Genomic DNA, 19,030 nt, shown 5'->3' with positions numbered 1-19,030 from the left:
GCCCCACGCAGACACAGCCACCCGACCACGCGGCACCACGCCGCCGAAACCAGCCGCATGCAGACACCACCACCCCGTCGGGCAGCATCACGCCACGCCGCCGGGATCGGCTGGTCAGCCCAGTTCGGTTCGTTCGGCCGGGCCGTTGTCCGGGCGGGCGAAGCGGACCCAGCGGCCGGGATGCCACGATTCCACCAGCAAGGTGTTCCCTTCGACCCAGGTCAGCACTGCCTCCTCGAGTTCGAGGCGGAACAGGTGGCTCGGGTGGATTTCCTGCAGCCGGGCCACCTGCTCCGGGTCGGTGATCTCCACCGCGCGGCCGGCGATCTTCGCGTCGCCGCCCTCCTCGATACCGGGCGACGCGTGCAGGGCGAACCGGTTGTCGCGGAGGAGGTCGCGGGCCTTCACCGCGTCCAGCATGGAGCCGAGATATGCCTCGTCGCCGCGGAAATCGATCTCGCTGCCGCTGACGCGGGGCGAACCGTCACGCCGCAGCGTGGCCAGGACGTGGGATTCGGCCGCGGTGAACCGGGCCCGCACGCGTGCGGCCAGCGGCGGGGCGGCGGTGCTGAACTCGAGCCAACTCGTCATGCCCGGAGTGTCACATCCGGCACCGACAGTTCCGGCGCCTCCCGCGGCGGCCGGTGCCGGCAGTTGTGCTTGACTTCTCGGCATGATCGCGGAAAACGCGGAGAGCACCGGAAGCCGCTGCCCGGTCGACGGCGGTGAACTCGCCGTCCGCACGGCAGGCACCGGCCCGCTGTTGCTGCTCATCCCCGGCGGGACCGGTAGCGGCGATTCGTTCCGCGCGCTCAGCAAGCAGCTGCGCACGGACTACACCGTGGTCACCTACGACCGCAGGGGCCACTTCGCGAGCACGGACACCACCAGCGGCCCGGTCACCGTGCAGATGCAGGCCGACGACGCCCTCGCCGTGCTGGAGCACGTCGGCGCGGGTCCGGTGCCGGTGTTCGGCACGAGCGCCGGTGCGCTGATCGGACTCGACCTCGTGGCCCGGCATCCGGACCGGGTGTCCGCGCTGATCGCGCACGAACCCCCCGCGATACAGCTGATGCCGGACGTGACCGGGCTGCTGGAAGCGGGCTCCGCACAGGTGCGGCTGGCCCGTTCGGGTGATCTGATGGGGGCGGTCACGAAGTTCGCGGACGCGATCGCCGGAGCCGCGCTGCCCGATCTGCCGCATCTGCGGCTGCCGAACGAGGCCGACTGGCTGCGGCTGTTCGACCGCGAACTGACCCAGTTCTTCGACTACCTGCCCGACCTGCGCGCGCTGCGCCGGGCGAGCACCGAGATCTTCCCGGTGGCAGGCGAGGCCAGCCGCGGCCACTACCACTACCAGCCTGCCCGGATCCTCGCACTGGAACTGGGTTTGCCGTTCACCGAGACGCCCGGTGCGCACCTGGCCCCGCAGCGGAACCCGGTCAAGTTCGCGGCCGCGCTGCGCGGGCTGCTCGCCGAGCTCTGAGCGGTCAGGCTGCGGCCCGCGCGGCGGCGGCCCGCGACCGGTTGCGGTAGGTGTAGGACGCGAACAGCCCGAGCGCGATCACCGCCCAGCCGGCCGGCTGGCTGACCGCGAGGAAGGTCGTCGTCGGCAGGGCCAGTGCGAGCGTGAGGATCACCAGGGCGTGCACCACGAGCATGCCGCCGATCACCGCGGTCTGCACGGTCAGTGCGCGGTGCAGGGCGGCACCGGCGAGCGGGCTCCGGTGCTCCGCACCGCGCCGCGCGGCCAGCCGCAAGGCCAGGGCCAGCACCGGTTTCCCGATCACCACCGAGCCGAGGAAGACCAGTCCGACCGGCCCGGTGAGCAGGGTGTCGCGCAGCTTGACCACCAGTTCATTGCCCCCGGACAGCGCCAGCACCACCATCAGCACGGCGAATCCGGCCACCACGACCACGCCGACCGGGTCGATCCGGCGGCGCAGGGCGAACTCGCCGACGGCCATCAGCAACGGGATCGCGGCGCCGATCGCGAGCGCGGGCACCTCCCCCACCGGGCTCCGCAGCAGCAGGTAGAGCGCCAGCGGCACGACCGCGTTGACGACGAGGCTGGGCATGAGCCGGCGCAACGGCTGGCCGGCGGCAGGGACGGACATCGGATCGGGCCTTTCGGTCGGTGGCTCGGACCGGTCCAGAATGGCCGCCACACCCCCTGCCGGGCGTCGGCTCCAGGGTGGGATTTTCCCTCCACCCCAGGGTGTAGCCGTCGCTAGCCGCGTTGTGCCTGCCGCGGGCGCCTGCTCGGCAGGCCGCCGGCGAGGCTCGCTCCGGCGGCGAGGACGAGCAGCCAGAGGAAGCGCTCCGGGGTGACCGAGCCGCTGAAGAAGCCGAGCGCCGCCGGGATCGCCAGCCCGGCCGCCAGTGCGCCGAACGCCCACTTCGGCCGTTGCCCGGAGGCCAGGCCGCAGACCGTGCCGAGCACGGTGAACGCGGCCACGCAGGCACACAGCAACCAGCGCGTCGTGGCTTCCACGTGGCCGTGCTCCACCGCCTCGACGACGTCGCCGAGCCCTCCCGCGAGGACCGCGAGCAGGCCGGCCACCAAGCAGTGCAGGGGAAGCAGCACCCGCGGGCCCAGCACGTCCGGCGACAGATGCGGAACGCCGGCGAACCCGTTGTGCAGCGCGGCACCCCACAGCGCCGCGAGCAGCGCCAGCGCGGCGATCACCGTCCAGTACAACGACGCGTGCCATTCCGGGACCTCCGTCATCGTGTCGGTCACGGTGAGCACTCCTTCGCCCAGCACGATGATCGTGAACAGGCCGAGCCGCTCCCCGAAGTGCGCGAGGTCCAGCTGCGCGAAAGCCGGTTGCCGCGCGGGCTCGCGGCGCCGGGCACGCCTCGCCGAGATGCTCGCGGCGAGCCCTTCCCTGGAAACGGTGAAGGTGATCAGCAGATCGAGCGCGAGTCCGAGCGCCCACAGCGCGAATCGCCACGGAGTGTCCACCCAGAGCGAAACCACCCACGGCACGAGACCCGCGCCGGCGTGCACCACCGGCCACTCGGCGACCACCCGTGCGTCGCGCCTGCCCTCCCACATCCGGCTCGCCAGCGCCCGCACCGCGATGTAGGCGCCGGCGAAAACGACGGAACGGTCATCGTGGATCCCCGGCACGGACGCGGCCATGAACACCAGCCCCGCCATCGCGAGCAGTACCGGCGCCGTGTGCGCCGCCTCGCCGGTGACGTTGCCGTACACGGTGAAACACATCCACGCCGTCCAGAACGCCAGGAAGCACACCACGTACAGTCCGGCCCCGCCCCAGGAAGAGCTGCCGTGCACCAGGTGCGCGAGCTGGCCCACCCCGGCGACCACGACCAGGTCGAAGAACAGTTCGAGCCAGGACGCGTGCCGTTCCTCGGTTTTCTCGCTCACGGCGGACAGTATTCCGGCCCACCGTCACACCGCGCGCACCCCGTCCTGCCACACCTCCCGCACGTTCGCGGCCAAGGCGGGGAAGTCGTAGGCGTCCCCGGAAACCACCACCAGGTCCGCACGGTGCCCGGGAGCAAGGCGGCCGAGGTCGCCTTCCTTGCCGAGCAGCCGCGCGGCCGAGGACGTCGAGGCCACCAGTACGTCGGCCGGGCTCATACCGCACGAGCGCATGAGTTCCAGTTCCTCCAGGTTCGTCCCGTGTGGACCGACTCCGCTGTCGGTGCCCATTGCGATGCGCACGCCTGCGGCCACCGCCCGGCGCACCGACTCCGCGTGCACCTGCGCGACCTCTTCCGCCTTGGCCACCACGGCATCCGGCAGCCCGGCACCGGCCGAGGCGGCGCGCAGGACGTTGACCGGCGCCACCAGCGTCGGCACCAGCCAGGTACCACGGGCGAGCATCAGTTCGATCGCCTCGTCGTCGAGGTAGATGCCGTGCTCGATGGACCGGATCCCGGCCCGCACGGCGTTCTTGATCCCCTCCGCGCCCTGCGCGTGTGCCATCACCGCGCGGCCCTGCATCGCGGCCTCGGTGACCAGTACGTCGAGTTCTTCGAGGGTGAACTGCGAATGCCGGGGATCGTCGCGCGGCGAGAGCACCCCGCCGGTGGTGCACACCTTCAGCACGTCGGCGCCGGCACGCAGCAGCGTGCGCGCCACCCGGCGCATCTCGTCCGGTCCGTCGGCCGTCGCGTCGGGACGCCCCGGATGCGGCAGGGACAGCGGAACGCAGTGGCCCGAGGGCAGCCATCCGTCGCCGTGTCCGCCGGTGGGGCTGATCAGGCCGATCGCGATCTCCAGCCGGGGCCCCGGGATCAGCCCGTCCGCGACCGCCTGTTTGATCCCGAGGTCGGCACCGGCGGCGTCGCGCACCGTGGTGATGCCGAGTTTCAACGTGGTCCACAGGTTCCTGGCGGCCTCGTAGAACTGGTACGAGAACGGCGTCTGCACCCGTTGCAGCAGACCGAGTTCGGAGATCGTCACGTGCACGTGGCAGTCGAACAGGCCGGGCAGCAGGGCGGTGCCCGCGCAGTCGACCGAGCGGTCACCGTCGAGTCCGGTGCCGACGTCGACGATCCGGCCGTCCTCGATCACCACGTCCGCCTGCGCCGGCGGGCTGCCGGTGCCGTCGAACACGGTGCCGCCGGTGAACACTGTCCGCGTCATGCCTGTTCTCCTGTCCTGGCGAGGTCCGCGGGCCGGGTCAGGGTCCGCTCGACGGTGGCGGCGACGGCGAGCACCACGACGTTGACCAGAAGACCGATCAACCCGACGTTGACCGTGCCGGCCAGTTCGGTGTCGACGAAGGTCAGCCAGATCACCACGAGCTCGCCTGCGATCAGCCCGGCGAACACCGGCACCTTGCCGACCGGCACCTTCTTCAGGAAACCCAGCAGGTTCGCAGGGGCGAGCTGCACCGACCCGGAATAGGTGAGCAGCAGCAGGTTCGCCAGCAGATCCGGCCGCCAGATGCCGAGCACCAGTGCGAATGCGCTGGCCAGCACGACGGTGCCGTGGTTGATCCAGAACTGCCTGCGCGCACTGCGCACCCGCGTGATGTTCCGGGCGACCAGTGAGGAGATGCCGATCAGGATGCCTGCCGCCGGCACCATCGCGGTCGCGGTCGCGGCGACCACCACCAGTCCGGTGACCCAGCCGGGCAGCGCGTCCTTGCTCAGCGTCAGCAGCACACCGTTCGAATCGCTGCCCTTGGGCACCACGAGTATCGCGGCGAATCCGATGATCATCGGGAGCAGCAGGCACAGCTCGTAGATCGGCATCCAGGTGTAGTTGCGGCGCAGCACCTTCGGATCCCGCGCGGCCATCAGCGCAGGCCAGGTGTGCGGCAGCGTCATCAGGCCGACGCCGATCGCGCTCACCACCATGCTCGTGACGAACCAGGTCTGGTCGTTGGCCCCGGCGTGCACGAACAGCTTCTCCGGATGCAGCTGGTCGATCTTGTGGAACACCCCGGACACCCCGCCGGCGAAGTGCGCGGGCACCGCGATGATCAGCACCACGAGGACGACGAGCATGATCGCGTCCTTGAAATAGGACGTCGCCGCGACGCCGCGGAGCCCGGCCCACAGCACGAACGCGACCACGAGCACGCTGCCTGCCACCATGCTGAGCGTGCCGGATGCCTGGTCGCCGGTGACCAGCCGGACGATCAGCCCGAGTCCGGTGATCTGCAGCTGCAGGTAGGGCAGCACGAACAGCACGCCGAGCACCGCGGACAGCGTGCCGAGGGCGCGGCTGGCGAACCGGTCCTCGAGAAAATCGCCCTGGGTCAGGTATCCGCGGTCCTTTCCCATCTGCCACAGCCGTTTGGCCAGGAAGAACAGCAGGACGTAGGCAATCGGCACGTACGGCAGCGCGTACATCGCCGCGACCCCGCCGGAGAACGCGAGACCGGCCATGCCCAGGAAGGTGAAGGTGGTGAACACTTCGCCTGCCTGCAGGAACCACATGGTCAGCGCACCGAACTTCCGTCCGCCGACGGTCCACTCGGCCAGATCGGCGGCGGGCCGCCGGCGTCCGACGAACCCGAGCACGCCGATCAGCACGATGCCGACGAGGGTGAAGGTGAGGATCATCGCCGGTCCTCCCGGTCGCGGCGGGCCATCAGCCGCTCGGACAGCAGCAGCGCGGGGGTGCACATCAGGCACCAGAACCCGCCCCACACCACCATCTTCGGCAACCCGATCCAGAGCCCGGTGGTGTTCACGAACGGCAGGAACGGCATGAGGACCAACGCGATCACCGGCAGCAGCGGTGGGAGGTGATAGCTGCGCATGCGCTCACGCTGCCAGAACCGTGAGCCGGCGGCAGGCCAGCTCGGCGAGCAGGGTCGCACCGTCGGCGAGCACCGAATCGTCGAAGGCTGCCCGGGGCGAATGGTTATCGGGTGCGGTGTCCGGATCGGCGCTCCTGCTCGCGCCGAGGAACACGAAGGCACCGGGCACCTTCGCGAGCACTCGGGAGAAGTCCTCGGAACCGGTCATCGGCTGCGGCAGCAGCGTGAAGCGCTCCTCGCCGAACACCTCGCGCACCGTGCCCGCCACGAACTCGTGCCCTTCGTCGTGGTTGACCGTGAGCGGGTACTCGGCCTCGTAACGGACCTCCACGTCGAGGCCGTGCGCCGCGGCGATGCCCTCGCACACGCGGATCACCTCGGCACGGATCCGCTCGCGGACCTCCGGGTCGAACGAGCGAACCGTCGCCTCGAAGACGGCGTCGTCCGGAATCACGTTGCGCCGCGTCCCGGCGTGGAAGCTGCCGACGGTGAGCACAGCCGGCTCGAACGCCCCGAAACCACGGGTCATCCTGGTCTGCAGGGCGGACACCATTTCGCACGCGGCCGGGATCGGATCGCGCGATTGCTCCGGCGCCGAACCGTGCCCGCCCGCGCCGAGCACCCGGACCTCGACCGCGTCCGACGCCGCCATCAGCGGTCCGGGACGGCAGGTGAACCTGCCCCGTGCGGTCCGCGAAGCCGAGACGTGCAGCCCGAACGCCGCGTCGACCGGACGGCCGGACGCGGTGAGCACTCCCTCGTCCAGCATGGCCCCGGCGCCGTCGCAGCCCTCCTCGCCGGGCTGGAACATGAACACCACGTCGCCGCGCAGCTCGTCCCGGCGTGCGGCGAGCAGCCGGGCCGCCCCGACGAGGCCTGCCGTGTGCAGGTCGTGGCCGCACGCGTGCATCGCACCGGCCACTTCGGACGAGAACTCCTCGCCGGAGGCCTCGGTGACCGGCAGTGCGTCCATGTCACCGCGGAGCAGCACGGTGCCGCCCGGACCACCGCCACCGCGAAGCACCGCGGTGACCGACGTCAGGCGCTCGCCGAGCGCGATTTCGAGCCCGAGCCCGTCCAGGGCACCGAGCACTTTCTCCTGGGTACGCGGCAGTTCGAGGCCGATCTCGGGGGCGCGGTGCAGGTCGCGGCGCAGGGCGACCAGCTCCGGGTGCAGTGCGGCGGCGTCGGAGCGCAAGGACATGGCTCTCCCTCGCTGGAACATCAACATATGCTGGCCCGACGATAATGGGAGTGTCGAACCCCGGCGGCGGGGAAATTGCCGGAATCCGCCGAACCGGCCGCGCTGAGACGAAGGATCCGCCATGTTGAGTGAAGGCGACCTCAAACTCGTCGATGCGCTCCAGACCGATCCGCGCGCACCGTGGTCGGTGGTCGGCAACGCGCTGGGCATCGGCGCGGTGACGGCCGCGCGCCGCTGGGAGTCGCTGGTCGCCCGCGGCCACACCTGGTTGACCGCGTATCCGGCCGGTGAGCTGATGGCCAGGATGGCGCTGGCGTTCGTCGAGCTGGACTGCGAACCGGGCGAGACGCTGCGCGTGGCGCACGAACTGGCGGCCGACCCGCACGTGGCGACCGTGGAACACCTGGCCGGACACTGTGACATCCGGCTGCACCTGATGGCGCCGACCTTGCCGGACCTTGCCGATTACGTACTGCACCGGATCACCGAACGCCCCGGTGTGCGAGCGGCCCGGACGGTGCTCGCACCCCGGTTGTTCACCGAGGGCAGCCACTGGCGGGTCCGCGCGATCTCCCCGGTCGAACGCGAAGCGCTGACCGGCCGGGCCCCGCGCGTGGCCGCACCGCTGCGGTTCACCGACCTGGACCGGGGTCTGGTGCTGGGCCTAGGTGAAGACGCGCGGGCATCTGCCGCGGCGCTGGCCGTCGGTCTCGGCGTGGGTGCCACGACGGTGCGACGCCGGCTGGACGCCCTGCTCGGGCACGGCGCCGTCCGGCTGCGCTGCGAGATCGCCCGCCCGCTGTCGCCCGCCCCGGTCACCGCGACGCTGTGGCTGCGCGTCCCGCCGGACAAGCTCGAGACGACCGCCCGTTCGCTGGCGACCCTGCCCGAGGTACGGCTGTGCGCCGCGCTCACCGGGAGCGCGAACCTGCTGGTCGTGGTGTGGCTGGCCGCGCACCAGGACCTGATGGCGCTGGAAGCGTCGCTGGTCGCGAAACTGCCGTGGCTCGAGGTCGCCGACCGTGCGGTGACGCTGCGCATCGTCAAGCTGATGGGACGCCTGCTCGACGACGCCGGCTTCGGCGCCGGACGAGTCCCGCTGGACTACTGGTCCCCGGTCGGACCGCTCGGCCGGTAACTGCGCGGCCGGGGGTGGGGCCAGCACCCGTACCGGCTCTCGGGCCTGCCGGGTTCTGGCCGGGCCCCGGTGCCGAAACACTCGACAGGTGACCACAGACAAGCTCGTCCTCCCCGCGCCGCCCCGCTCCGGGAGCGATTTCTCCCGGCTCACCCGCCGGGTCTCCGACGCCGGCCTGCTCGACCGCAGGCCCGGGTACTACGCCGTGCGCGCCACGGTGGTGACCACGCTGTTCGCCGGCGGCTGGGTCGCGTTCGCGTTGCTCGGTGATTCGTGGTGGCAGCTGCTCGTCGCCGCGTTCCAGGCGTTCCTGTTCGGGCAGATCGCGCTCCTTTCGCACGATCTCGCGCACCGGCAGGTGTTCCGCACCCGCCGTCCGAGCGAGCTCGCCGGACGGCTGGCGGGGAACCTCGCCATCGGGATGAGCTACGGCTGGTGGATGGACAAGCACACCCGGCATCACGCCAACCCCAACCACGAGGAGCTCGACCCGGACGTCGAACCGGACATCCTCGTCTGGTCCCAGCGCCAGGCCCGGGAGAGCCGCGGCCTGCCGCGGTTCGTCGGACGGCACCAGGCGGCGCTGTTCTTCCCGTTGCTCACCCTCGAAGGGCTGAACCTGCACTGGTCCGGCATCCGCGCCGTACTGCGTCCCGGCCTGCGCAACCGCGGCCTCGAAGCGGTCCTGCTCGGCACCCACTTCGCGGTCTACCTGTCCGCGTTGTTCCTCGTGCTCCCACCCGGGATGGCACTGCTGTTCCTCGTTGTCCACCAAGGACTCTGGGGTGTCTACATGGGATCGATCTTCGCGCCGAACCACAAGGGCATGCCGACGCTGACCGGACGGCCCGAACTCGACTTCCTCCGCAAGCAGGTGCTCACCTCCCGCAACGTGCGCGGCGGACCGGTACTCGACGTCCTGCTCGGCGGGCTGAACCACCAGATCGAGCACCACCTGTTCCCGCACATGCCCTCGGTCCACCTGCGCCGCGCGCAACCGGTCGTCGAGCAGTACTGCGCCGAACTGGACATCCCCTACCTGCGCACCGGCCTGTTCGACTCCTACCGGCAGACCCTGACCCACCTGCACGCTGCGGGGGCGCCGCTGCGGGAACGTCCGTAAACTCGGGAACATGATCAGGAAGACGTTCGCGGCGCTCGCCGACCTCCCGGTCGCTTTCGGGGCGAAGGCGACCGGCGCGCGTGCCGAACGCATGCGCCGTTCACCGCAGTACGCCGACGGCGTGTTCCGCAACGCGAAGCCCACCAACGCGACACCCGCGTCCCCGGCCGGGCTGGTGCGTGAGTTCTTCTTCGGCGACGACCGCAGGCGGCGCCGTCCGGCGAGCGCGATCCCGGTGGTCACGGCATCCGCTCCGGAATCCGCCGACGGCCTCTACCTCACGTGGTACGGGCACGCGTCGAGCTTGGTGGAGATCGACGGCGCGCGGGTGCTGTGCGATCCGGTGTGGAGCGAGCGGGTGTCCCCGGCAGCTTTTGCGGGCCCGCGAAGGCTGCATGCGCCGCCGGTGCCGCTGCGCGAGCTCGGCAGGCTGGACGCGATCGTGATCTCGCACGACCACTATGACCACCTCGACCTCGCCACCGTGCGCGAGCTGGCCGCCTCGACCGACGCACCGTTCCTCGTACCGCTGGGCGTCGGCGCGCACCTGGAGCGCTGGCAGGTGCCCGCCGCGCGGATCGTGGAACTCGACTGGCACGAGACGGCCGACGTCGCGGGGATCCACTTCGTCGCCACGCCTGCGCAGCACTTCTCCGGACGCGGGATCGCCAACGACAGCACGCTCTGGGCCTCGTGGGTCGTCGCCGGTCCGCAGCACCGCGTCTTTTACAGCGGGGACACCGGATATTTCGACGGCTTCGCGGAAATCGGTGCCCAGTACGGGCCGTTCGATGCCTCGTTGATCCAGATCGGTGCCTACGCCCCGAATTGGCCGGACATCCACCTGACCCCGGAAGAGGGTGTGGCCGCGCACCTCGACCTGCGGGGCGGGGTGCTGGTGCCGGTGCACTGGGCCACCTTCACCCTCGCCATGCACCCCTGGACCGAACCCGCGGACCGGGTGTGGCGCGAGGCCAAGGCGAACGACCTCCCGCTCGCCATCCCGAAACCGGGCGAGCGGATCGACCTCGCCGACCCACCCGCGGTCGAGGGCTGGTGGCAGGCACTCGGCTGAGCGGCGAACGCTGTCCGGCGAATGCCGGCCAGTGAGCGCGGACCGCGCGGCCGGGTACCTACCCGAACGGACGGGTCGCACCCGCCGTACGCCGAGGTAGCCTGGCCAGCAGTCAACGCCGACCCGACCCTGGAGTTCCCGTGGTCCTCACCCGCCGTCCGCCGCCGGTGCGCCGGGCCGACGACGGTGCGGGGTGGCCGGCGGCACCGGTGCGGCCGTCCGCTTGGTACGGCACCCCCGCCCCGGCCGAGGCGCCGCCGGAGGAGAGCCTCACCATCGCCAAGTTCCACGCGCCGGAGATCATGTTCGGCGAGGGAGCGCTCGCCGAGGCAGGGCACGCAGCGCTGCGGCTCGGTGCGCGGCGGCCGATGCTCGTCACCGACGCCGGGCTGATGGCGACGCCCTGGGTCGAGGAACTGGCCGGCCACCTGCGCGCGGCCGGGCTGAGCCCCACGGTGTGGGCGGAGCCGACGCCCAATCCCAAGGACCACGAGATCGCGGCCGGGTACGAGTGCTACCGCGAGGCGGGCTGCGACGTGCTCATCGGGCTCGGCGGCGGATCGGTGATCGACGCGGCCAAGGGCGTCGCGCTGCTGGCCGCCAACGGCGGGGACATCCTCGAGTTCGAAGGCGTGGACCGCAGCAGGCAGCCGATCCCGCCGATGGTGATGATCCCGTCCACCGCGGGCACCGGCGCGGACGTATCGCAGTTCTGCATCGTCACCGACACCCGGCGCAACACCAAGATCACCATCATCGGCCGCACGCTCGTGCCCGAGGTTTCGGTGACCGATCCGCGCCTGCTCACCACGATGCCGGACTGGCTGGCCGCGGCGACCGGACTGGACGCACTGACGCACGGTATCGAGGCGTTCGTGTCCAAGGCGCACAACCCGCTCACCGACCACCATGCGCTCAATTCGATCGCGCTGGTCAACGGCAACCTGGTGCGCAGCATCGACTGCCGGGCGGAACGCTCGCCGCGGCTGCTGATGGCACAGGCCAGCCTGGAGGCGGGCCTGGCGTTCACCAACGCCATCCTCGGCGCCGCGCACGCGATGAGCCACCAGGTCGGCGGGCTGCTGGACCTGCCGCACGGCGTGGTCAACGGGGTACTCCTGCCGCACGTGGTCCGGTTCAACGCACGCGCCCGACCGGAGCGGTACGTGCCGGTCGCGCGGGCACTCGGGGTGGCGGACGAGCGGACGCCCGCGACAGCGGCCGGGATGGCCGTGGCCGACCAGGTGCGGGCGCTCGCGGACGAGGTCGGCGTGCCCAAGACGCTGGGCGAGCTCGGCGTCACCGCTGCGCACGTCCCGGTGCTGGCCCGCACGACGCTGCACGACGCGTGCCTGGCGACGAACCCCCGAGCGGCTACCGCCGACGAGATCGAAACGCTGTTCCGGGCGGCCTTGTGAGCTCGGCTCCGTTCGAGGATCCGCCGTTCGAGGACCCGCCGCTCGAGGGCCGGGCCCGGCCGGGATACCTGGCCGAGCTGACCGGCGTGCGGTCCGGGAAGAAGTCGTTCTACCCGGCGTGGGTCACCTCGATCGAGCGGCTGGAAGGCGTGATCCACGCACTCGACCGCATCTCCCGCACACTCGTGCGGACTGTCGAAGGCCAGGACAACCTGCTGCGCGCGACCGTGCGGACCGCGGCCGAGCACGTCGACGCGGAGTACGCGCTGTTCGCCCTCGCGGATTCGGTGCTGCCCGAGGCCGAACCACGGTTCACCATCATCGGCCCCGGCGGCCGTCAGCTCGCCACCACCGATCCGATGCCGGGATACGTGCGCACCTGCCTGGCCCGTGCGCTCGCGGGCGAGCTGCGGTTCGACTCCGCCGCCAGTGACCGGCCGTGGCGCCACCTGCGCGTGCCGGTGAAGGTCGAGAGCGAGGTCGTCGGCGGACTGCTGTTGTGGGCGCCGCAGCGGCGGCAGATCGACGCGACCGACGAGGCGGTGCTGCGGATCCTGGCCAGCCAGAGCGTGGTGGCGCTCTACAACTCCTCGCTGCACCGGCGCAGCGAGCGCGCGCAGGAGGAGCTGCTGGCCGCGCGGCAACGCGAGGTGATCGACTCGGAACGGCACCGGATCGCGCGCGAGCTGCACGACAGCGTCACGCAGTCGGTGCTGTCCGCGGGAATGCAGGTCGAGCTGTGCCGGGCGGAAGCGGACGGGACCGCGGCGGCGGACCGGCTGACCGTGGCGAAGGATCTCACCCGCGGCGCGGTGGACCAGCTGCGGTCGGTGATCCACGCGCTCAGCCACGACCGGGACAGCGCACGCAGCAGCCTGCCGCAACTGCTGGAACAGCTCACCAGCGTGCACCTTCCCGCGGAGCTGGCCGTCGAGCTGCGGATCGGCGGCAAACCGGTGGACCTGCCCGCCGCGGCGGAGCACTCGATGTTCCGGATCTGCGGCGAAGCCCTGTTCAACAGCGCGGTGCACGGCCGGGCGCACCGCGCGCTCATCCGGCTGACGTACCGGGCGTCCGAAGTGGTGCTCGCAGTGTCCGACGACGGCTCCGGGGAACCGGATCTGCTGCGCCGCGCGCTGCGCGTGGCGGGCGGGCACGACCTCGACGGCGCGCATCGCGGCCTGGCCAACATGGACGCGCGCGCCAAGGAACTGGGCGGCACACTGTCCGTGCGCCGGTCACGGATCGGCGGGGTGCAGATCGCGGTGACCGTGCCGTTGCCGTCGGGAGGTGGCCGTGCCTGAACCCGAAGTGTCCGAAGTAGACGTTCCGGGCGGAGCCCGGGACACGGTGCCGATGGTCCTCGTCGACGATCACGCCATCCTGCGCCAGGGGCTGCGCTCAGTACTGGAGCGCGACCCGTCGTTCCGGATCGTCGGCGAGGCGTCGACGGCGGACGAGGCGCTGGCCGTGGTGGCCGCGCACCGGCCGGCGGTGGTCGTGCTGGATCTGAAGCTGTCCACGAACTCCGATTCCGAAGGTCTCGCACTGTGCCGCCGGCTGACCGGCACCTACCCCGAGCTGGCCGTACTGGTGCTGACCACCTTCCTCGAGGACGCGCTGGTGATGGAGGCCGTCCAGGCGGGCGCCCGCGGGTACGTGGTGAAGGACGTGGACACGACCGCATTGGCCAACGCGATCAAAGCGGTGGCACGCGGCGAGAGCGCCTTCGACTCGCGCAGCGTCTCCTCGGTGGTGCGCACCCTGTCGGGCCGGCGGCAGCCGGAGGCACAACGGCTGACCGACCGTGAACTGACCGTGCTGCGGCTGCTGGCCCAAGGCCTGTCGAACCAGGCGATCGGCCAGGAGTTGTTCATTTCGCACACCACAGCGAAATTCCACGTCGCGAACATCATGCGGAAGCTGGCCGTGAGCCGCCGTGCGGAAGCGGTGTACGCGGCTTCGAAGCGTGGCTTGCTCTGAGGCCGGTCAGCGGTCCAGGACCAGCCATCCGCCGTGGTGTTCGAAGACCGTGAACCGCTGTCCCGACTCGTTTCCCCACTCGCGCAACGTGTCCGGATCGAAGCAGCGGACATGTCCGTAGGCCGGGTCCGGGGAGTCCTCGAGCGGTACCGCGATCACCACGCGGCGACGGGCGACGCGCAGCATTTCGTGCAGCGCACGGGTGCCCAGCCCGGGGGGCAGGTGCTCGAGCAGGTGGATCGCCAGCACCGTGTCCACGCTCCGCGCGGCCAGCGGGATTGCCGTGGCATCGCAGACGAGGGTGCGCAGCGGGGTGCCGAGCCACGCCGCGACGCGGTTCAGCAACGCCATCGTGCCCGCGGTGCGGTCGCTGGCGATCGGGGAGAACCCGTCCGCGGCCAGACGCAACGGCAGGAACCCGAAGCAGGAGCCCACATCCAGCACGGTCCGGCCGCGGATCAGCGCCGACGCGCGCTCGTGCACCGGCGCGAAATCGGCGATCGCGCCTGCCTTCGGCGGAGAACGCAGGGCGGCCAGCGTGTTCGCGTAGAAGACCGACCACGCCAGCAGCGGATCGTGCACGGTCGAGCGGACGACACCGGTGAAGATCCGTTCGAACTGCGCCGCCAGCCGCTGCGTGCCGCCCAGTTCCGTGGCGAGGTGCCCGGCGAGGTCGTCGTCCAGCTCGTCGGGCCGGAACCGGTGCGCCACCAAGACCCGCTGCCCCAGTGCGTAGACCCGGAAGTGCTCGGTGACCTGATCCGGCACCAGCCGGGTGAACAGCCGGTTCGGCACCGCCACACCGTCCTCGTGGCACACCACCAGTTCGCCGCTCTCCCACCAGCCCCGGTGCCCCGGCGCCAGCGGGTCCAGCACCGCGGTCACCGGCCCGTCCTCGCCGTCGCCAGATCGGCGGCCGCACTGTCCAACCCGGACAGGTCGCGGACGACGCGGACGCGGTCGCAGTGCTGCGCGTACGCCGGCAGGTCGCAGGGCCCCAGTCCCCAGGAGTAGCGTGGTTCCTGGGTGAGCCAGATCGTCTCACGCGCCTGCCGGGTGATTTCCTCGAACGCAGGCAGATTCGGATCGTTGCCGTTGCCACGGCCGTCGCCGAGGACCAGCACCGTGCTCCGGCGCGTGACGACCGAGCCGAAGCCGTGGAGGAACTCGCCGAACGCGCGGCCGTAATCGGAGTTCGCGTCCACGTCCAGCACGTCCCCGCCGAACACCATGCCCAAGGCGTCCTCGACCGGGTACTGGCCGAACAATCCGGTGATCTCGGTCAGCTCGGCGACGAACGCGAAGCTGCGCACCTGTCCGAACATCCCCTGCAACCGGTGGACGAGGTGCAGTGTGAAACGTGCCGTGGCCCGCACCGACAGGCTGACGTCGGCCAGCACCACCAGCCGTGGCTTGTCCTCGGCTTTCGCGACCGTCACCGGGCGGAACGGCACGCCGTCGTAACGCAGGTTGCGGCGCATCGTCCGCGCGGAGTCGATCCGCCCGCGCACTGCTTCGCGCTTGCGATGCGTCGGTGCGCCGCGAAGGCTGTACACCAAGCGCCGCAACGCTTCCTCGAGCTGGTCCTGCTCACGGCCACCGATCTCCCCCACTGGGGCAACGCGCTTGCCCTCGACGGTGTGCTGCAAGTTCATCAGGTACTCGAGGTGCCGTTTCACCGCTTCGGGCAGCCCTTCGAGGACACCGGCCAGCCGCGCCCGCACGGCCGCGGCGTCGTCCTCGTCCCCCTGGTCCCCGGCGCCGCTCTCGTCCAGCCAGCCGAGCAGCGCGTCCTGCTGTTCGACACCGAGGTCGGTGTCGAGCTTCGTGCCCGGCGCCGTACTCAGCGCGGCCGGGTCGGCGCCGTGCGTGCGGTCGACGTCCAGCCGCACCGAGTTCGCATCGTCCAGTGATGCCACTTCCTGTTGGGAGAAAACGACTTCGTCGGTGGTCTCGTGGTCGAGCACGATCGGGTTCAGCTCCGGATGCGGGCTGTACCGCTCGACCATCCGGTCCGGCTCGAACAGGTCGCCGACCTCGGCGTCCGGGCTCTCCATGTCCGCCCGCGGCGGCCGCTGGCCCAGCTCGTCGGCGAGGGTGAACTCCGCCAGCTCCGGCGCACTGCGCTGCCGGGGCTCTCCGGCGAAACGGACCAGTGCGAAGAACGCGTCGAACAACTCGTCGAACCGTTCGTCGTCGCGGTGGTCCTTGACCAGCGACGCACGCAGCACCTCCCGCAGCAGTGCACGTTCGGCCAGCACACCGGGCGCGGCGGCACCGGCGAGCGCGTCCACCACCTCCGAAACCGACACACGGACGCCGGCGGCGCGCAGCAGCCGGGCGAACCGGTGGATCGTCGCCTGCACGGTTCACGCCCTCCGGTGCCGGCCGAGGTTCGCCGTGAAGGAACGCGAACCCTGGCTGGTGCTGACCTGCCGGACGCGCCCCTGCTCGTCGCCCGGCGCGGGCGTCTGCTTCTCGCCGTAGTAGCCGGGGCCGTGCCGTCCCGGACGATCGCGGTCGTCGCGAGCGGTACTGCCCTCGTTCGCTTCGGCGACAGCCTCACCGGTCAGCAGCTTCGGGATCGCCTCGACCGCACGTGCCACGTCCTTGTCGTACTTCGCGACCACGGAAATGGTGTCCTGCAGCAATTCCGGCGTCAGCTCGGTCGCGCCGAGCACGGCGATCGTGGCCGCCCAGTCGACCGTCTCCGAAATGCTCGGCGGTTTGCGCAGCCCGAGCCCCCGCAGCCCGCGCACGACTTCGACGAGGTGCCCGGCCAGCGCGTCCGGCAGTCCGGTCTTCTTGCCGCGGATGATGTCCAGCTCGCGCGCCGCCGACGGGTAGTCGAGGAACAGGTGCAGGCAACGGCGCTTCAACGCGGCCGAAAGATCACGGGTGTTGTTGGAGGTGAGCACGACGAACGGCGGATGCGCGGCAGTGAACGTGCCCAGTTCCGGCACGGACACCTGCTGCTCGGCGAGCATCTCCAGCAGCACCGCTTCCAGTGCTTCGTCGGCCCGGTCGACCTCGTCGATCAGCAGCACCACCGGCTCGGCCGCGCGTACCGCCGACAGCAACGGACGTTCGGCGAGGAACCGTTCGGAGAAGAACACGCTGTCCTGGGCGCTGATCCGGTCGACGGCCTCGGTGAGATCGGCGGCGTCGTCGACGATCTGCCCGATCTTTTCACGCAGCAGCTGCGTGTAGAGCATCTGCTTGCCGTAGTCCCATTCGTAGAGGGCCTTGGTCTCGTCCTGGCCCTCGTAGCACTGCAGGCGCAGCAGCGGCCGTCCGGTGGCCAGTGCCAGCGATGTGGCCAGCTCGGTCTTGCCGACGCCTGCCGGGCCTTCGAGCAGCACCGGTTTGCCCAGCCTGGTCTGCAGGAACACGGTGGTGGCCAGCCTCCGGTCGGCGAGGTAGCCGACCTCGGCCAGCCGGTCGGCGACGTCGTCGACCGAAGCGAAACTCGTCACGGGCATCCCTTCCGGGGGCAGACCGCGGGTGCCGGGCCGGTCCGCCCGGCACCCGCGAGGACGGTCAGGACAGGAAGTCGTCGAGGTCGCCGTTGAAGCAGTGGTCGACCACCGGGCGGACCGTCTCGAACGTCGTTTCCTTCGGGTTCCCCGGCGTGCACGAGTCGCCGAGGATGTGGTTGGACACCCGGTCGACGTCGTCCGCGTCGCCCTTGATCACCTTGGCGTTCTCGTAGAACTTCGTCGGGCCGGTGCCGAGCCGGCTCTTCGGGTGCGTGTCCTGCGTGACGTCGGTGAACTTCTCCGGGATGCCCACGTCGCGCAGCAGCCGGATCGCCGCGGCGACCGCCGCATCGGCCGCCTTGACCGTGGTCATGCCGGCGGTGTCCACACCGAGTGCCTCGGCGAGCTTGGCGTAGCGCTGGTAGGCGACGGGCAGGTTCCACGCCCACACCCGTGGCAGTGCAATGGCGTTGTTGAGGCCGTGGTGGGTGTCGTAGAAGGCACTCACCGCGTGCGAAACGGAGTGGATCACGCCGAGGCCACCGGAGTTGAACGCCTGCCCGGCGGTGTACTGGGCGTACATCATGCCCTCGCGGGCCCGGAGGTTGTCACCGTGCCACGTCGCGGCGCGCAGGTGCTCGCCCACCAGCTCGGCGGAGTACAGCGCATTGCCCAGCGACGGAATGAAGTCCAACCGCGAGACGTACGGTTCCGACGCGTGCGCCAGTACGTCGAATCCGCACTGCGCGGTGAAATGCGAGGGGCAGTCGTAGTACAGCACGGGGTCGTCGACGGCGAGCGTCACCACGGATGCGTCGTCGAAGGCCACGTACTTGTGCGGGTTGTCCGGGTCGGTCGTGGTGTCGGTGATGACGTACGCCCACGACGTCTCGGAGCCGGTTCCCGCGGTGGTCGAGACGGCGATGTGCGGCGGGTTCTTGGCGTTCTCGCTCTTGTTGAAGCCCTCGAACTCGTTGATGTTGCGCCCGTCGTGCGCAACCGAGATGCGGGCACCCTTGCACGCGTCGTGCGAGGAACCGCCACCGATGGAGACGAATCCGTCGCACCGGTTCTCCTGGTACAACGCGACCGAGTCCATCACGTTGTAGTCCTTGGGATTGGACTCGACCCGGTCGTAGAGCACCGGGTCCAGCCCGTGGTACTTCAGCGATTCGAAGATCTTGTGCACGATGTCGGTGCCCCGCAGCCCGGACGTCATCACCAGCGGCCGCTTCATGCCGATCTTGAGCGCCTCCGGCCCGATCATCTCGTGCGCACCAGGACCGAGCAGCGCCCGCGGCATCGGATGGAACTCCTTGAGCGGGAACGGTTTGATCAGTTCGTCGACCTGCATGG

Annotated in this window: 18 protein-coding genes; 7 read left to right on the top strand and 11 right to left on the bottom strand. The window is 70.7% G+C overall.

Annotated features, from left to right (window positions below; all coding sequences use genetic code 11):
- Positions 1-114: 114 nt before the first annotated feature.
- Positions 115-591, bottom strand: a complete 477-nt coding sequence (locus tag ABD793_RS06100; RefSeq protein ID WP_344856227.1) for a pyridoxamine 5'-phosphate oxidase family protein — start codon at positions 589-591, stop codon at positions 115-117.
- A gap of 82 nt (positions 592-673) precedes the next feature.
- Here ABD793_RS06100 and ABD793_RS06095 point away from each other — a divergent pair, with 82 nt between their 5' ends.
- The gene (locus ABD793_RS06095; protein WP_344856225.1) at positions 674-1,486 is read left to right on the top strand and encodes an alpha/beta fold hydrolase; all 813 of its coding nucleotides are present in this window, start codon (positions 674-676) and stop codon (positions 1,484-1,486) included.
- Positions 1,487-1,490: 4 nt separating this feature from the next.
- On the opposite strand, the gene ABD793_RS06090 is transcribed toward ABD793_RS06095, so the two are convergent.
- The 6 genes from ABD793_RS06090 to ABD793_RS06065 all read right to left on the bottom strand — a co-directional run bounded on the left by ABD793_RS06090 (position 1,491) and on the right by ABD793_RS06065 (position 7,458).
- On the bottom strand, positions 1,491-2,117 hold the full coding sequence (locus tag ABD793_RS06090; protein ID WP_344856224.1) for a VC0807 family protein: 627 nt from the start codon (positions 2,115-2,117) through the stop codon (positions 1,491-1,493).
- Between the two features lie 113 nt (positions 2,118-2,230).
- Positions 2,231-3,397, bottom strand: coding sequence for a low temperature requirement protein A (locus ABD793_RS06085; RefSeq protein ID WP_344856222.1), 1,167 nt, complete (start codon positions 3,395-3,397; stop codon positions 2,231-2,233).
- A 24-nt stretch (positions 3,398-3,421) separates the two neighbouring features.
- On the bottom strand, positions 3,422-4,624 hold the full coding sequence (locus ABD793_RS06080; protein WP_344856220.1) for a metal-dependent hydrolase family protein: 1,203 nt from the start codon (positions 4,622-4,624) through the stop codon (positions 3,422-3,424).
- Positions 4,621-6,054: a sodium:solute symporter family protein gene (locus ABD793_RS06075; protein WP_344856218.1), complete on the bottom strand. Its 1,434-nt coding sequence runs from the start codon at positions 6,052-6,054 to the stop codon at positions 4,621-4,623. The genes ABD793_RS06080 and ABD793_RS06075 overlap by 4 nt, the downstream gene beginning before the upstream one ends.
- Complete coding sequence (locus ABD793_RS06070) at positions 6,051-6,254, bottom strand: hypothetical protein (protein WP_344856216.1); 204 nt, start codon at positions 6,252-6,254, stop codon at positions 6,051-6,053. The genes ABD793_RS06075 and ABD793_RS06070 overlap by 4 nt, the downstream gene beginning before the upstream one ends.
- Positions 6,255-6,258: 4 nt before the next feature.
- The gene (locus ABD793_RS06065; protein ID WP_344856214.1) at positions 6,259-7,458 is read right to left on the bottom strand and encodes a M20 metallopeptidase family protein; all 1,200 of its coding nucleotides are present in this window, start codon (positions 7,456-7,458) and stop codon (positions 6,259-6,261) included.
- A 121-nt stretch (positions 7,459-7,579) separates the two neighbouring features.
- Here ABD793_RS06065 and ABD793_RS06060 point away from each other — a divergent pair, with 121 nt between their 5' ends.
- The 6 genes from ABD793_RS06060 (at position 7,580) to ABD793_RS06035 (ending at position 14,195) form a co-directional block, all read left to right on the top strand.
- Positions 7,580-8,596, top strand: coding sequence for an Lrp/AsnC family transcriptional regulator (locus ABD793_RS06060; protein ID WP_344856212.1), 1,017 nt, complete (start codon positions 7,580-7,582; stop codon positions 8,594-8,596).
- Positions 8,597-8,684: 88 nt separating this feature from the next.
- Positions 8,685-9,719 (top strand): fatty acid desaturase family protein, encoded by a 1,035-nt coding sequence (locus ABD793_RS06055; protein ID WP_344856210.1) that lies wholly within the window; start codon positions 8,685-8,687, stop codon positions 9,717-9,719.
- A gap of 13 nt (positions 9,720-9,732) precedes the next feature.
- Entirely contained in the window at positions 9,733-10,794 is a 1,062-nt protein-coding gene (locus ABD793_RS06050; RefSeq protein ID WP_344856867.1) for an MBL fold metallo-hydrolase, read from the top strand.
- A gap of 140 nt (positions 10,795-10,934) precedes the next feature.
- Complete coding sequence (locus ABD793_RS06045) at positions 10,935-12,212, top strand: iron-containing alcohol dehydrogenase (protein ID WP_344856208.1); 1,278 nt, start codon at positions 10,935-10,937, stop codon at positions 12,210-12,212.
- Positions 12,209-13,516, top strand: a complete 1,308-nt coding sequence (locus ABD793_RS06040; protein WP_344856206.1) for a GAF domain-containing sensor histidine kinase — start codon at positions 12,209-12,211, stop codon at positions 13,514-13,516. The genes ABD793_RS06045 and ABD793_RS06040 overlap by 4 nt, the downstream gene beginning before the upstream one ends.
- A gap of 52 nt (positions 13,517-13,568) precedes the next feature.
- Positions 13,569-14,195 (top strand): MadR family response regulator transcription factor, encoded by a 627-nt coding sequence (locus ABD793_RS06035; RefSeq protein ID WP_344856865.1) that lies wholly within the window; start codon positions 13,569-13,571, stop codon positions 14,193-14,195.
- Positions 14,196-14,201: 6 nt separating this feature from the next.
- Here ABD793_RS06035 and mftM read toward each other — a convergent pair whose 3' ends face one another.
- From mftM to mdo, 4 genes are read right to left on the bottom strand one after another with little or no spacing between them, the layout of a single operon-like run.
- The gene (mftM, locus tag ABD793_RS06030; RefSeq protein WP_344856204.1) at positions 14,202-15,080 is read right to left on the bottom strand and encodes a mycofactocin oligosaccharide methyltransferase MftM; all 879 of its coding nucleotides are present in this window, start codon (positions 15,078-15,080) and stop codon (positions 14,202-14,204) included.
- Positions 15,077-16,561, bottom strand: coding sequence for a VWA domain-containing protein (locus ABD793_RS06025; protein WP_344856202.1), 1,485 nt, complete (start codon positions 16,559-16,561; stop codon positions 15,077-15,079). The genes mftM and ABD793_RS06025 overlap by 4 nt, the downstream gene beginning before the upstream one ends.
- 3 nt (positions 16,562-16,564) lie before the next feature.
- On the bottom strand, positions 16,565-17,677 hold the full coding sequence (locus ABD793_RS06020) for an AAA family ATPase (protein ID WP_425548655.1): 1,113 nt from the start codon (positions 17,675-17,677) through the stop codon (positions 16,565-16,567).
- Positions 17,678-17,735: 58 nt separating this feature from the next.
- A complete protein-coding gene (gene mdo, locus ABD793_RS06015) occupies positions 17,736-19,028 on the bottom strand; it encodes an NDMA-dependent methanol dehydrogenase (RefSeq protein WP_344856198.1) in 1,293 nt (430 codons plus the stop codon).
- Between the last annotated feature and the right edge of the window lie 2 nt (positions 19,029-19,030).

The organism is Amycolatopsis ultiminotia, assembly GCF_039536925.1.
GTDB classification, from domain to species: Bacteria; Actinomycetota; Actinomycetes; order Mycobacteriales; family Pseudonocardiaceae; genus Amycolatopsis; species Amycolatopsis ultiminotia.
Note: the sequence above shows the minus strand (reverse complement) of the source record. Positions and strands in the feature narration are given on the sequence as shown.

Coding starts and splice junctions, on each gene's coding strand:
- ABD793_RS06100 (WP_344856227.1), bottom strand. CDS start 591: ATGACGAGTTGGCTCGAGTTCAGCACCGCCGCCCCGCCGCTGGCCGCA.
- ABD793_RS06095 (WP_344856225.1), top strand. CDS start 674: ATGATCGCGGAAAACGCGGAGAGCACCGGAAGCCGCTGCCCGGTCGAC.
- ABD793_RS06090 (WP_344856224.1), bottom strand. CDS start 2,117: ATGTCCGTCCCTGCCGCCGGCCAGCCGTTGCGCCGGCTCATGCCCAGC.
- ABD793_RS06080 (WP_344856220.1), bottom strand. CDS start 4,624: ATGACGCGGACAGTGTTCACCGGCGGCACCGTGTTCGACGGCACCGGC.
- ABD793_RS06075 (WP_344856218.1), bottom strand. CDS start 6,054: ATGATCCTCACCTTCACCCTCGTCGGCATCGTGCTGATCGGCGTGCTC.
- ABD793_RS06070 (WP_344856216.1), bottom strand. CDS start 6,254: ATGCGCAGCTATCACCTCCCACCGCTGCTGCCGGTGATCGCGTTGGTC.
- ABD793_RS06065 (WP_344856214.1), bottom strand. CDS start 7,458: ATGTCCTTGCGCTCCGACGCCGCCGCACTGCACCCGGAGCTGGTCGCC.
- ABD793_RS06060 (WP_344856212.1), top strand. CDS start 7,580: ATGTTGAGTGAAGGCGACCTCAAACTCGTCGATGCGCTCCAGACCGAT.
- ABD793_RS06035 (WP_344856865.1), top strand. CDS start 13,569: ATGGTCCTCGTCGACGATCACGCCATCCTGCGCCAGGGGCTGCGCTCA.
- ABD793_RS06020 (WP_425548655.1), bottom strand. CDS start 17,677: ATGCCCGTGACGAGTTTCGCTTCGGTCGACGACGTCGCCGACCGGCTG.
- mdo (WP_344856198.1), bottom strand. CDS start 19,028: ATGCAGGTCGACGAACTGATCAAACCGTTCCCGCTCAAGGAGTTCCAT.